Here is a 12,750-nt window from a genome sequence, read left to right on the forward strand (position 1 = left end):
GCTACTTGCTGGGATCCAGCACGAGCTTGCCCATCGTGCCGCGCGAGCGCAGGGCCTCGTGGGCGGCGCGCGCGTCGGAAAGCGCGTACTCGCCGCCGGCGACGGCGCGGACCTGACCGGCGAGTGCCAGTTCGAAAAGCTCGTCGAGCGTGCGGCCGAAAACGTTTCCGGGGAGTTTGAAGGCGTGCGGCAGCCACATCCCGGCCACGGTGGTGCTGTGCCCGAGAAGGTTGCGGGCCTCGATCGGCTTCGGCGACTTCCGGCTGGCCATGCCGTAGAACGCGAGGCGGCCGAACGGCGCGAGCGCCGCGACGCTCTGGTCGGTGACGGTGCCACCGGTCATGTCGAGCACGATGTCGACGCGTTTGCCGCCGTTCGCCTCGCGAAGCGCGTCGGTCATGTTCTCGGCGCGCGAATCGATGGCGATGTCGGCGCCGAGTTCGAGGGCGAGGGCACGCTTTTCGTCGCTGCTGGCGGTCGCGATGACCCGGCCGGCACCCCAAGCCTTGGCGAGCTGGACGGCGATGGAGCCGACCCCGCCGCCCGCCGCGTGCACGACGACGGATTCACCCGGTTCGAGGTGGGCGCTCTTGCGCAGCAGGAGCGCGGCGGTGGTGCCCTGGACGATAAAGGAGAGCGCGGTCAGGTCATCGACGCCGTCGGGCACGTCGAAGCTGGTGACCCCGTCCGCCACCGCGCGCTCGGCGTAGCCGCCACCGCCGTTGAGCAGCGAGACGACACGCTTGCCGTCCGCGGTGCGGCCGACGACCTCGCCGCCGGGCACGAGCGGGAGTTTGCTGGGCGCGAGATAGGAGTTCTCGGCCTGGTGCGTGTCGGCGTAGTTGATGCCGATCCGGTCGACCTCCACCAGCAGCTGACCCGGTCCGGGGACGGGATCGGGCAGGTCGACGAGGTTGAGCACCTCGGGTCCGCCGAATTCGGTCACCTGTACTGCGCGCATCCGCATCCTCCTCGTCGAGAGGTAAGACATTCTTGCATATGTCTCATCCGTGAGACGTCGCGTGATATGTTTCACTCATCGAAACCGCACTCGAACGTCAGTTGACTTCGCCGCGCCCGGACGCCCTGCGCGCGTTCACGGTCGCGCGCTCCTGGTTCCTGGACGGGCGCCGGGTGGACATGGGCGATCTCGCGGGTGAGCTCGGGATCAGCCGGGCCACGCTGCACCGCTGGGTCGGCGGCCGGGATCAGCTGCTCGGCGAGATCCTGTGGTCGATGACCGTGGAAGTCTTCGAGGCGCGGGCTTCCGGCAAGCTCGGACGCGGCGCGGAGGGGATCGCGGAACTCGTCGGCACCTTCGTCCGGACCGTGAACGACTCGAAACCGTTCCGGGAGTTCCTGCGCAACGAGCCCGAGCGGGCGTTGCGGATCCTGACGACGAAGGCCAGCGTGGTGCAGAGCCGCGCGATCGCGAAGATGCGCGTGTTCCTGGACGAAGAGGTCGCGGCCGGACGGCTCACGCCGCCCCTGCCGGTCGAGGATCTGGCCTACCTGCTGGTGCGGATCGGCGAGTCCTTCATCTACACCGACGTCATCACCGGCGCCGAGCCCGATGCCGCGAAGGCACACGCGGCCGCGGCGGCCTTGCTGTCCTAGCTCTTACGCGACGCGAGAACGGCGTCGTAAAGCTCCTTTTTCGAGACCCCCGCGGCCTCGGCGACTTCGGCGGCGGCCGACTTGAGGCGTTCGCCGGCCTCGACGCGCGACGAGACTTCCGCAACCAGGTCCGCGACACTCACCGAACGCGGCGGCGCACCGGCCAGGACGACCGTGATCTCGCCCTTGACCCCTTCCGCGGCCCAAGCCGCCAGATCCGGCAGATTCCCGCGTTTGACCTCTTCGTACGTTTTGGTCAGCTCGCGGCAGACGGCGGCGCGACGATCGGCCCCCAGGACGTCGGCGGCATCGGCGAGCGTGCTCGCGAGGCGGTGCGGAGATTCGAAGAACACGGCCGTCCGGGGCTCGTCCTTCAGCGAACCGAGCCATTTCGCGCGTTCACCGGGTTTGCGCGGGGCGAATCCTTCGAAACAGAAACGGTCACAAGGCAGCCCGGACAGCGCCAGCGCCGTGGTCACCGCGGACGGGCCGGGGAGGCAGGTCACCGGCACGTCCGCCTCGACACAGGCCGCCACCAGGCGGAATCCGGGGTCCGAGACGCTCGGCATCCCCGCGTCGGTCACGAGGACCACCGTTTCGCCGGATCGGAGCGATTCGAGGAGTTTCGGCAGGCGGGCCGTCTCGACGTCCTCGTAGAAACTGACGACGCGCCCGACCGGCGAAACGTCGAGGGCGGCGGTGAGGGAACGCAGGCGCCGGGTGTCCTCGGCGGCGATCACGTCGGCTGTCGCGAGGGCTTCGGACAGGCGCGGCGAAGCGTCGCGGACGTCTCCGAGCGGGGTGGCTGCCAGCACGAGGCGTCCTTCGGTCATTCCCGAAGGTTAACCGGTTCGCACATCCGGACACCGAGTTCACTCTTCCGCCCGTAGGATCATGCCCCGTGACCGCACTGCTGACCCGGGACAACGAGAGCGTGCGGCCGGATCCGGTCGACGCGCTCCGGCCACCGAACGACCGGGAGGCCACCCTCCTCGGCCGCGGCATGCCGACCGACCGCTTGCGCGGCTGGGTCGTCACGCTGGTGCTGACGCTGGTCGGCGGCATCGTCCGGATCCAGAATCTGGGGACGCCCACGGACAAGGGCACCCCTGTCTTCGACGAGAAGCACTACGTCCCGCAGGCGTGGCAGATGCTGCGCAACGGCGGTTACGAAGACAACTACGGCTACGAACTGATCGTTCACCCGCCGCTGGCGAAGCATCTCATCGCGATCGGCGAGTGGCTGTTCGGCTACAACGCCTGGGGCTGGCGGATCATGCCGGCGCTGGCGGGCACGCTGATCGTGTTCCTCACCATCCGGATCGCCCGGCGGCTCACCCGTTCGACGCTGCTCGGCGCGGTCGCCGGAATCCTGGTGATCAGCGACGGCGTCCTGCACCTGCAGTCACGCATGGGCATGCTCGACATCTTCATCGCGTTGTTCGTGCTCGCCGCGTTCGCCTGCGTGCTGTGCGACCGCGACCAGGTCCGGCGACGGCTCGCCGTGGCCGTGGCCGAAGGCTGGATCGACGAGTCCCGGTTCGGCCCGAAGCTGGGCTTCCGGTGGTGGCGGTTCGCCGGCGGCCTGATGATCGGGCTGACCTTCGGCGTCAAGTGGTCGGCGCTGTACTACATCGCCGCGTTCGGCCTGCTCACCGTCTTCTTCGACGTGGCCGCGCGCCGCGCCGCCGGGGTGCAGCGGCCTTGGGTCGGCACGCTGCGCCGCGACGTGCTGCCCGCGCTGTGGGCGATCGTCGTCATCCCGATCCTGGTGTACCTGGCCTGCTACTGGGCCTGGTTCGCGAGCGAGACCGCGACCGACCGCAATCTGGTCGCGATCAAGGAAATCGATCCCGGCTTCTGGTCCTGGATGCCGCCCGCGTTGCGATCGCTGGGCAACTACTCGATGAACGTGCTGGACTTCCACGCCAACCTGGTGACGCCCAAGGACAAACCGCATCCGTGGGAGTCGAAGCCGTGGACGTGGCCGATGGGGCTGCGGCCGATGCTCTACGCGTACGCGGGCGGCACCGAGGCGACCGGCTGCGGCGAGTCGACCTGCGTGCGGGCGACCATGCTGATCGGCACGCCGGCGATGTGGTGGCTCGCCCTGCCGATGCTCGGCTGGAGCGCGTGGCGGTCGTTCTTCCGGGCGGACTGGCGCTACGCCGCCGTGCTCGTCGGCTACCTCGCCGGTTACCTGCCCTGGTTCACCAACCTCGACCGCCAGATGTACTACTTCTACGCGACGCCGTTGGCGCCGTTCCTGGCTCTCGGGTTGACGCTGATCCTCGGGCAGATCCTCGGCAGCGCGAAACGCGGATTCGAACGGCGCGGCACCGGCCTGGTCGTCGTCGCCCTCTACGTGGGGCTCGTCGTGGCCAACTTCGCGTGGTTGTGGCCGATTCTCAACGGCAACGCGATCACCAACGACCATTGGAACGCCGAACTGTGGCTTCCGTCCTGGAAGTGACCCAAGACCCGGCGAAACAGCGGAAAGCGACTTAGACTCCCGTCCGAATTGAGGACTACTGGGGGTCATCATGTCTCGTTGGCCGTATTTCGTGGCCATTGCCGTTCTGCTCACCGGGTGCTCCAGCGCCGTCGACGGAAAGGCCTTCCGCGCAGGCTCCGCTCCGGGTGCGAGCGATGCGAAGTACCCGCAGTACAAACCACCCGCTGATGGGTCGGGGTTCAGCGATCAGGTGCTCGACCAGCCGCTGGCCCTGCCCGTGAAGCAGAGCGAAGAGGGCTGCGACTGGATGGAGTCGGTCAAACCGGACCTCCAGCCGCTCGGTCTCGTAAGCACCAAGAGTTCGCTCAGCGGCTGCCAGTTCGTGTTCCCGAACAACAAGGGCGCGCAGGTGCACGCCTATCACCCGTACGGCTGGATCACGCAGGATTCGCCGGTGATGGAGCCGGTGGAGATCGCCGGGATCAAGGGCCGGACCTATGCCTTCGATCCGGAACCGGCGACGTTCTGCTCGGTGAACATGGACGTCCGCGCCTACGCCTCGATCGCTGTCGACGCCTATGACGTCACCAGCGACGAAGCGGGCACTCGCGCCGAGCATTGTGAGCTGGCGAAGAAGGTCGCCGAGGTCCTGCTGAAGAAGTTCGTTCCGCTCGCCGGAGGCCAACCGGCGCCGAGCACTGTTCAGGAGCCGTCGGCCGAGGCGCTGAAGAACATGGACGTCTGCGAGGTCGTCAAGTTCACCCACGCGAACTACGCCGGGGTCAACGCGGGCCGCGAAGGCGCGCAGAAGGGCGAAGGCCCACTGGGGCCGACCTGCACTCACGAAGTTCCCTACGCGAAGGCCGTCGGGATGTACACGAACGGCACCGGCGGTCTCGAAGCCGTGCCGCCGAAAGCGGGCGCGGAGGTGCGGAACGGCCAGTTCGGCACGCTGAAAGCCAGGTTCGAGCAAACCGAGGAGACCTGTGCCCTGAGTGTCCAGCTGGGCAACGGCCAGGTCGTGCAGGTCGACTTCATCGGCAAGAAGAAGGAAGCGATGCCGCGGACCTGCGTGTCCGCCCAGCTGATCTTGTCGGTGTCGATGCTGGCCCTGATCACCGGAGAACACTGAATTTCCCGATTCAAGTGTGACACTTGGACGATGATTGTTACTCTCCCCTGGTCAACAGCAGCTCGACAGGGGGCATCATGACGATCCGACCGCTCGGAGCGGCCTGCGCGGCCACGGCGTTGTTCTTGATCGCGGGCTGCGAGGAGCAGACGCCGGGCACCGCGTCGCCGCAGACTTCGGCCGTTCCGAGCACCTCGGAAGCACCGGTCAGCAGCTCGCCGGAGCCCAGCGCTTCTTCGCGTCCTTCGGCGACCGCGGCGACCGTCTCCGAGGTGACCAAACCGTCCACCGGCGGCGCGGCGGCGCACAGCCCGGCCGGGGCGGCGAGCGTGATGGAGGAGTATCACCACGCGCTGGGCAAAAAGGACCTCGACACCGTTTGCCGGATCACCGCGCCGGCGTTCGACGGCGGGATGAAGGAGTGCCGAAGCCTCACCCCGATGCAGTTCGGGATGCTCTCGGAGGACGACTTCAAGAAGCTGAAGGCCACCCGCGTCGACCCGGCGAAGGTGCAGAGCAAGGGGGCGGACAAGGTCGTCGTCCCGCCGTCCGCGATCTCGCCGCAGATCGCGATGATGGCGGCCGAGCCCAAGACGTTCACCATGGCGTGGCGCGACGGGACCTGGGTCGTCATCGACTGAGGGAGAGCAAGGGACCTTTGCTGGCGTTCGTTAGCGCACTAACTAACGACAGCAAAGGTCCCTTGCTCTCTTTTCGCAGGTCAGCGCGGGTGACGCTGGGGCTGCGGCTGCTGGTGGTGGTGCTGCTGTTGCGGCTGCTGCGGGCCACGGCGCGGCACGATCTGGGTCACCGGGCCGTCCGGCGACTTGCCCGCCCGCGCGAGCCAGCCCTCGACGTCGCGCCGCACGGCGGTGAGCGTCGGGCGACGGCGCGGCTCCTGGTCGAGCGACGCGATGAGGATCCGGGCGTGCGCGCTGCGGTTCGGCAGCTTCGAGACCGGTTCGGCGCGGGCGGCGGCCATCAGCGCGGCCATCGGGGTCTCCCTGGTGCCGCGCGGAGGCTGACCCGACAGCGCGTAGCTGACCGTCGCCGCGAGCTGCCACGCGTCCGACGCCGGGCTCGCCTGAGAGCCCATCGCCTGCTCGGGGGCGACGAAGTCCGGCGTGCCGATCATCATCCCGGTCGCGGTCATCTTCGAGTCGCCCTGGCTGCGGGCGATGCCGAAGTCGATCAGGTGGGCGAGCCCGTTGCGGTCGAGGATGATGTTCGACGGCTTCAGGTCGCGGTGCAGCACACCCTTCTCGTGCGCCGCGGCGAGCGCGCCCGCCATGGTCGACCAGAGCCGTCCGGCGGCGATGTCGTCGAGCGGGCCCTGCGAGTCGACGATCTCCGCCAGCGAGCGCCCTTCGAGGTATTCCATGACCAGCGCGAGCCCGTCGGGCTCCTCGACGAGGTCGTACACCTTGACGCAGTTGGGGTGGTTCACCACGGCCAGCGCCCTGGCCTCACGCTGCATGCGCTCTTCGGTGTCGCGGTCCGGCGCGTGCGCGATCTTCAGCGCGACCGTGCGGTTGAGCTGAGTGTCGATCGCTTCCCAGACGGTGCCGAAGCCGCCGTGGCCGAGCCGCCGGACACGCTTGTAGCGGCTGCCGCCCGAGTTGCGGGAGCCCGGGGGCGCCGGGACCGGGCCTGGCACGGCGGCCAGCGCGGGAGGTTCGGGTGCCTGCGCCAGCGCGGTCGCCGGGTACTGCTTCTGCGGCGGGGGCGGCAGCTGCTGCTGCGGCTTCGGGGCGGGCGGCTCCGGGCGGTACGGCTCGATCTTCTGCCTGGGCTGCGGGTCCGGCCGGTTGATCACCGACCACGGCGGCGGGCCGACCAGCGCGACCGGGATCAAGCCCAGCACGCTGAGCGGCAGGAAGCCGAGCCAGAAGTGCACGGCGGTGTTCGCGCCCATGCCGACACTCGCCAGCACCATCAGCACGAACGGGATCCAGAAGAACCGCGAAGGCCACTTCGGGCCGCGGCGGAACGCTGTCCGCGCCTGGAGCATGACGAACAGCAGGGACAGCGCGGGCAGCCCGACCAGCAGGATCAGGTAGAAGATGTAACTCAGCTGCATCCCGCTCGGATAGAACAGGACCTCGTACACGTTCTGGCCGCGTCCGAGGTACTCGCTCTGCTTGCCGATCAGCGGGCTGTAGTCGGTGTTGAAGGCCGCCAGGTCACTGCCGGAGAAGCCGGATTGCCCGCCCGATTTCGACGAGGCGGCTTCCTGGTAGGTCTGCGAAACACCGGTGGCCAGCAACCACGGCAGCAGGAAGACCGCGACGACGCCGATCCCGCCGAAGACGGACAGGGTCACCACGTCGTAGCGGTTGCCGGTGCCCTTGCGGACGATCGCGACGACCATCGCTCCCAGCGCGGGCAGCAGCGCGACCAGCGCTCCCGCGGTGCTCGTCGCCCACACCCAGTCCCCGGGCCAGATCCCCGGTCCGAACAGGCTGTGCGCGAACGACAGCAGCGCGCTCGCTAGTCCCATGGACCCTGCTCCCCTAGCTTGTCGAGGCCGTTTCCGGCGGTTTTTTCCTAGTTCAGCTTAGGACGCTCCATGCCCGCGCGGGGTTGCCGGGTTGTCACGGCTGTTACCACCGGGCATGAGCTCGGCCGGAAGTCCATGATGGTCCGGTACCCGAGCGCGAAGGAGCATTCGATGTACGCCGAGACGTACCAGCGAAGCCTTGAAGACCCCGAAGGTTTCTGGCTCGAAGCGGCCCGGGCGATCGACTGGACCCGGCCGCCGACGAAGGCTCTCGACGCGGCGAAGGCGCCCTTCTTCCGCTGGTTCCCGGACGGGGAATTGAACACGTCTTTCAACGCGCTCGACAGGCACGTGCGGGACGGTCGCGGCGAGCAGACCGCGCTGATCTGGGATTCTCCCGTCACCGATTCGGTACGCCGGTTCACCTACGCGGAACTGCTGGACGACGTCGCGCGCTTCGCGGGCGCGCTCGCCGCTCTCGGTGTCGGGAAGGGCGACCGCGTCATCGTGTACATGCCGATGGTCCCCGAGGCCGCGATCGCGATGCTCGCGTGCGCCCGGCTCGGCGCGGTGCACTCGGTGGTCTTCGGCGGGTTCGCCCCGAAAGAGCTCGCGGCGCGGATCGAGGACGCGAAACCCAAGGTCATCGTGGCCGCGTCGTGCGGGATCGAACCGACGCGGGTCGTCGAGTACAAGCCGATCATCGACGAGGCGCTCGCGGGCACCGTCCATCAGCCGGACAAGGTGGTGGTGCTGCAGCGTGAACGCTCACTCGCCGAATTGGGTGAGCGCGACGCGGACTGGGCCGAGCTGGTCGCGATGGCCTCTCCCGCCGATCCGGTCCCGGTCGCCGCCACCGACCCGCTGTACATCCTCTACACCTCGGGAACCACGGGGAAGCCGAAGGGTGTCGTACGCGATACCGGCGGGCACGCGGTCGCGCTGGCCTGGTCGATGAGCGCGATCTACGACGTCCGGCCCGGTGACGTGTGGTGGACGGCTTCCGACGTCGGCTGGGTCGTCGGCCATTCCTACATCGTCTACGCGCCGCTCCTCATCGGAGCCACGAGTGTCATGTACGAGGGCAAGCCTGTCGGGACGCCTGACGCGGGCGCGTTCTGGCGCGTCATCGCCGACCACGGGGTGAAGGCGCTGTTCACCGCCCCGACGGCGTTGCGCGCGATCAAGAAGGTCGATCCGGACGCGACCGAAATCGAAAAATACCAGCTCAGCGAGTTTCAGACGTTGTTCATGGCGGGTGAGCGACTCGATCCGGAGACCTATCACTGGGCGCACGAGAAGCTCGGCGTCCCGGTGATCGACCACTGGTGGCAGACCGAGACCGGCTGGCCGATCGCGGCGAATCCGCGCGGCCTGGAGCCGATGCCGGTCAAACCCGGGTCCACCACGAAACCGGTCCCGGGCTGGGACGTGCGGATCCTGGACCAGGCGGGCGACCCGCTCCCCGCCGGCCGGGAGGGCGCCATCGCGATCAAGCTGCCGCTTCCGCCGGGATCGTTGCCGACGCTGTGGCAGGACGACGAGCGGTATCGCGAGGCGTATCTTTCGCGGTACGACGGCCACTACCTGACGGGTGACTCCGGATACGTCGACGAAGACGGCTACCTGTTCGTCATGGGCCGCACCGACGACGTCATCAACGTCGCGGGCCACCGGCTTTCGACCGGTTCGATGGAAGCGGTCCTTGCCTCCCACGCCGCCGTCGCCGAATGCGCGGTGATCGGCGTCCGGGACCAGCTCAAGGGGCAGCTCCCGCGTGGTTTCGTGGTGCTGAAATCGGGCGTCGACGCCGACGCGGAAACGCTCAAGGCCGAATTGGTCGCCCTGGTGCGGCGCGACATCGGGCCGGTCGCCGCGTTCCGTGACGTGTCCATTGTGGACGCGCTGCCGAAGACGCGGTCCGGGAAGATCCTGCGCAAGACCATGCGCGGCATCGCCGACGGTCGCGACGAGCCGGTGCCGTCGACGATCGAAGACGCGAGTGTTCTCGATGCCCTGAAAGCGGTTCTGCGTGGCGGGTGAACCAATGACCGGTACGTGTCACTGGTCCGATCGGGTGTTGTCCCCTTTGCCCTATTGGTCTATACCTCTATGAGCAGAGAGTCTCCAGTTCCCCGACCGGAGGTGCTCCATGAGTAAACGCCTGTCCACAACCGTGCTCGGCGTGGCCGTCTTGAGTCTCGTGACGTTCGGCCTGCCCGCGACGGCGAGCGCGGCTCAGCACACCAAGGCCGAACGGACCGTCACCGACGTCATCCCCGCGCCTGTCGAAGCCAAAGCCGACCCCCGCGCGAACTTCCGGCTCAACCCCGCGACCGTCATCCGCACCGACCGCGACGGCAGACAAGTCGGCGAATACCTGGCCGGGCTGCTCCGGCCCGCCACCGGCTACCGGCTGCCCGTCGTCACCGGCCACCGCGGCGGCGGTCCCGCCATCTCGCTCGAAACCGGCCACGCGAGCGACCGCGTCGGCACCGAGGGCTACCAGCTCAAGGTGTCGTCCTCCGGCGTGAGCTTGCGGGCCAAGACCGACAAGGGCCTGTTCTCCGGCGTCCAGACGCTGCGCCAGCTGCTCCCGTCGGCGATCGAGGCGACCACCGTCCAGAAGCGTTCGTGGGTGGTCTCGGGCGGAACCGTGCTCGACTACCCGCGCTTCGGCTACCGCAGCGCGATGCTCGACGTCGCCCGGCACTTTTTCACGCCGGCGCAGGTCAAGCTCTACATCGACCAGATCGCGCAGTACAAGATCAACACCCTCCACCTGCACCTGAGCGACGACCAGGGCTGGCGGATCGAGATCAAGAGCTGGCCGAAGCTGGCGACCGTTGGCGGGCTGACCGCCGTCGGCGGCGGCCCCGGCGGGTACTACACGCAAGAGCAGTACAAGGATCTCGTCGCCTACGCGGCTTCGCGGCACATCACGGTCGTCCCCGAGATCGACATGCCGGGACACACCAACGCGGCCCAGCACTCCTACGCCGAACTGAACTGCGACGGCAAGCCGATCCCGGCTCGCACGGACATCGAGGTCGGCTACAGCTCGCTTTGCATCAACAAGGACATCACCTACACCTTCGTCGACGACGTCCTCCGCGAACTGGCGGCGCTCACCCCCGGCAAGTACCTCAACATCGGCGGCGACGAGGCACACGCGACCACTCCGGAGGATTACCAGACCTTCGCCAAGAAGGTGCAGCCGATCGTCGCGAAGTACGGCAAGCAGATCACCGGCTGGCACGACATCGCCAAGACCAATCCGCCGGTTTCGGCCGTCCCGCAGTTCTGGGGCACGACCGGTACGGACGCGAACGTCGCCGCGGCCGCCGCCCGGGGCAACAAGATCCTCATGTCGCCCGCCAACAAGGCCTACATGGACATGAAGTACCACCCGCAGACCCCGCTCGGCCTGAGCTGGGCCGGGCTGATCGAGGTCAAGACCGGCTACGACTGGGATCCGGCCACGTACTTGCAGGGCGTGACGGAACAGAACGTCATCGGCGTCGAGGCGCCGCTGTGGTCGGAAACGCTCGTGACCAGTGAGCACATCGAGTTCATGGCGTTCCCGAGGCTGCCGGGTTACGCCGAGATCGGCTGGTCGCCGAAGGATTCCCGGACCTGGGACGCCTACCGGCTCCGGCTGGCGAAGCAGAGCCCGCGATGGGTTCAGCAGGGCATCGGCTTCTACCGGTCCACTCAGGTCGACTGGCAGTAGTCGAGACGTTCGGTGATGGCGGCACGGGCCAGCGCGTAGGGCTCCGTGCCGCCGAACATCACCGAATCGGCGTTCGCGGCCCGGCCGAGGGCGTGCAGTTCGAAGGCCAGCCGCTCCACGTCGACGGACGCGCGGAGGTGTCCCAGCTTCCGCGCTTCGACGGCGGTGGAGCGGATGAACTGGGCGAAAGCCCGGCTCACCTTCGCGACCGCGTCGTGGACCCGGCCGGTCCGCGCGTCGAATTCGGCACCGGTGTTGAAGAAGAAACAGCCGCCGGGGAACACCCGGCGTTCCGAATAGTCCAGCCAGTTCGCGCACAGCGCGCGCAGCCGGGCGATTCCCGGCTCGACCTTCAGCGTCGGCTCGACGACGTTCTCCGCGAAGATCGCGCTCGCCGTCTCGACCGTCGCGAGCTGCAGTTCCTCCTTGGAACCGAACAGGGCGAACACCCCGGATTTGCTCAGTTCCAATTCGGTGGCGAGCCTGCCGAGCGACAACCCGTCGAGCCCTTCGACCGACGCGATGTCGACGGCGCGCCGGAGCACGATCCGCCTCGTCGCGTCGCCGCGGGCCACCCGGCCGTCAACCGGCATTCCGTTCCTCTTTCCGCCGTTTCGCCGATTCCAGGCCGTCACGGTACTGCCGGGAAAGCGTCGGCGTCGCGAGCACCCGGTCCAGCAGCGCCCAGTACGCGGCCCGGCGGTCTTCGTCCAGTCGAGCGACGTTGGTGAACGACGCGACGTACACCTCGGCGATCGTCGGATTCGCCGGATCGCGTTCTTCGAGCGTCATCCGCCCCGACGTCGGGACCCGACCGGCCCTGAGCACCCGCAGGTACCAGCCGCTGCGGCCGGAATCGATCATCGCCGGGATGACGTCCTTGCGGCCGGTCTTCATCGCGAGCTTGAAACACGGCGTCCGCGGCTGCGAGACCTGGACCAGTGCGTCTCCCCAGGTCCAGACGTCGCCGACCCGTACCTCGAACTCGTCCGTGCCGCCGACCGACAGGTTCTCCCCGAAGTCGCCGGCGGCCGCTTCGAACCCCTGCTCCGACCAGGCCGCGTAGTGCGCGGCCGGATAGACGTAAACCGCTTTGTCGACCCCGCCGTGGACGGTGCGGTCCGCCTGATCGTCCCCGGCCAGGTTGATTTCGCCGAGCTCCAGGAAGGGCGCGCCGACCCGCGACTTCGAGATCGCGCTGTACACCGCGACGTCGCGCTTCGTCCCCAGCACGGTCGGACGGCCGACGAAGACCTCGTTCACTTCGAGTGTGCTCACACCCTAGAAAATAGCACGACCGTTCGTATATATTC

At 68.1% G+C, this 12,750-nt stretch carries 12 protein-coding genes; 6 read left to right on the forward strand and 6 right to left on the reverse strand.

Annotation, left to right across the window (positions count from 1 at the left end; all coding sequences use genetic code 11):
- Window position 1: 1 nt before the first annotated feature.
- Window positions 2–961 (reverse strand): quinone oxidoreductase family protein, encoded by a 960-nt coding sequence (locus ACFWMR_RS16020; RefSeq protein WP_378378900.1) that lies wholly within the window; start codon window positions 959–961, stop codon window positions 2–4.
- Between the two features lie 101 nt (window positions 962–1,062).
- Between ACFWMR_RS16020 and ACFWMR_RS16025 the strand changes: the two genes are divergently transcribed.
- Window positions 1,063–1,617, forward strand: a complete 555-nt coding sequence (locus ACFWMR_RS16025; protein WP_378378901.1) for a QsdR family transcriptional regulator — start codon at window positions 1,063–1,065, stop codon at window positions 1,615–1,617.
- Here ACFWMR_RS16025 and rsmI read toward each other — a convergent pair.
- Window positions 1,614–2,450, reverse strand: a complete 837-nt coding sequence (gene rsmI / locus ACFWMR_RS16030; RefSeq protein ID WP_093937803.1) for a 16S rRNA (cytidine(1402)-2'-O)-methyltransferase — start codon at window positions 2,448–2,450, stop codon at window positions 1,614–1,616. The genes ACFWMR_RS16025 and rsmI overlap by 4 nt on opposite strands.
- Window positions 2,451–2,518: 68 nt before the next feature.
- Here rsmI and ACFWMR_RS16035 point away from each other — a divergent pair, with 68 nt between their 5' ends.
- Together ACFWMR_RS16035 and ACFWMR_RS16040 are read left to right on the forward strand one after the other, a co-directional pair.
- The gene (locus tag ACFWMR_RS16035; RefSeq protein WP_378378902.1) at window positions 2,519–4,090 is read left to right on the forward strand and encodes a dolichyl-phosphate-mannose--protein mannosyltransferase; all 1,572 of its coding nucleotides are present in this window, start codon (window positions 2,519–2,521) and stop codon (window positions 4,088–4,090) included.
- Window positions 4,091–4,160: 70 nt separating this feature from the next.
- Window positions 4,161–5,204, forward strand: coding sequence for a hypothetical protein (locus tag ACFWMR_RS16040; RefSeq protein WP_378378903.1), 1,044 nt, complete (start codon window positions 4,161–4,163; stop codon window positions 5,202–5,204).
- A gap of 37 nt (window positions 5,205–5,241) precedes the next feature.
- On the opposite strand, the gene ACFWMR_RS16045 is transcribed toward ACFWMR_RS16040, so the two are convergent.
- Window positions 5,242–5,493, reverse strand: coding sequence for a hypothetical protein (locus tag ACFWMR_RS16045; RefSeq protein WP_378378904.1), 252 nt, complete (start codon window positions 5,491–5,493; stop codon window positions 5,242–5,244).
- Here ACFWMR_RS16045 and ACFWMR_RS16050 point away from each other — a divergent pair.
- Complete coding sequence (locus tag ACFWMR_RS16050) at window positions 5,477–5,845, forward strand: hypothetical protein (RefSeq protein WP_244199933.1); 369 nt, start codon at window positions 5,477–5,479, stop codon at window positions 5,843–5,845. The genes ACFWMR_RS16045 and ACFWMR_RS16050 overlap by 17 nt on opposite strands.
- 80 nt (window positions 5,846–5,925) lie before the next feature.
- Here the strand turns inward: ACFWMR_RS16050 and ACFWMR_RS16055 are convergent, their stop codons facing one another.
- The gene (locus ACFWMR_RS16055; RefSeq protein WP_378378905.1) at window positions 5,926–7,704 is read right to left on the reverse strand and encodes a serine/threonine-protein kinase; all 1,779 of its coding nucleotides are present in this window, start codon (window positions 7,702–7,704) and stop codon (window positions 5,926–5,928) included.
- Between the two features lie 135 nt (window positions 7,705–7,839).
- On the opposite strand from ACFWMR_RS16055, the gene ACFWMR_RS16060 reads away from it, so the two are divergent.
- Window positions 7,840–9,747 (forward strand): propionyl-CoA synthetase, encoded by a 1,908-nt coding sequence (locus ACFWMR_RS16060; RefSeq protein ID WP_378378929.1) that lies wholly within the window; start codon window positions 7,840–7,842, stop codon window positions 9,745–9,747.
- 109 nt (window positions 9,748–9,856) lie between these two features.
- Window positions 9,857–11,437: a beta-N-acetylhexosaminidase gene (locus ACFWMR_RS16065; protein ID WP_378378906.1), complete on the forward strand. Its 1,581-nt coding sequence runs from the start codon at window positions 9,857–9,859 to the stop codon at window positions 11,435–11,437.
- Here ACFWMR_RS16065 and ACFWMR_RS16070 read toward each other — a convergent pair.
- Both ACFWMR_RS16070 and ACFWMR_RS16075 read right to left on the reverse strand, forming a co-directional pair.
- Window positions 11,419–12,030, reverse strand: a complete 612-nt coding sequence (locus tag ACFWMR_RS16070) for a TetR/AcrR family transcriptional regulator (protein WP_093937796.1) — start codon at window positions 12,028–12,030, stop codon at window positions 11,419–11,421. The genes ACFWMR_RS16065 and ACFWMR_RS16070 overlap by 19 nt on opposite strands.
- A complete protein-coding gene (locus ACFWMR_RS16075; protein ID WP_093937795.1) occupies window positions 12,020–12,715 on the reverse strand; it encodes an MOSC domain-containing protein in 696 nt (231 codons plus the stop codon). Before ACFWMR_RS16075 ends, ACFWMR_RS16070 begins: the two co-directional genes overlap by 11 nt.
- Window positions 12,716–12,750 lie beyond the last annotated feature (35 nt).

This window comes from Amycolatopsis thailandensis, from assembly GCF_042723255.1.
In the GTDB taxonomy this organism is placed as follows: domain Bacteria; phylum Actinomycetota; class Actinomycetes; order Mycobacteriales; family Pseudonocardiaceae; genus Amycolatopsis; species Amycolatopsis thailandensis.

What these genes read in the sequence shown, in the direction of transcription:
- ACFWMR_RS16020 (WP_378378900.1), bottom strand. Translation starts at nt 961, where the DNA reads ATGCGCGCAGTACAGGTGACCGAATTCGGCGGACCCGAGGTGCTCAAC.
- rsmI (WP_093937803.1), bottom strand. Translation starts at nt 2,450, where the DNA reads ATGACCGAAGGACGCCTCGTGCTGGCAGCCACCCCGCTCGGAGACGTC.
- ACFWMR_RS16040 (WP_378378903.1), top strand. Translation starts at nt 4,161, where the DNA reads ATGTCTCGTTGGCCGTATTTCGTGGCCATTGCCGTTCTGCTCACCGGG.
- ACFWMR_RS16055 (WP_378378905.1), bottom strand. Translation starts at nt 7,704, where the DNA reads ATGGGACTAGCGAGCGCGCTGCTGTCGTTCGCGCACAGCCTGTTCGGA.
- ACFWMR_RS16060 (WP_378378929.1), top strand. Translation starts at nt 7,840, where the DNA reads ATGATGGTCCGGTACCCGAGCGCGAAGGAGCATTCGATGTACGCCGAG.
- ACFWMR_RS16065 (WP_378378906.1), top strand. Translation starts at nt 9,857, where the DNA reads ATGAGTAAACGCCTGTCCACAACCGTGCTCGGCGTGGCCGTCTTGAGT.
- ACFWMR_RS16070 (WP_093937796.1), bottom strand. Translation starts at nt 12,030, where the DNA reads ATGCCGGTTGACGGCCGGGTGGCCCGCGGCGACGCGACGAGGCGGATC.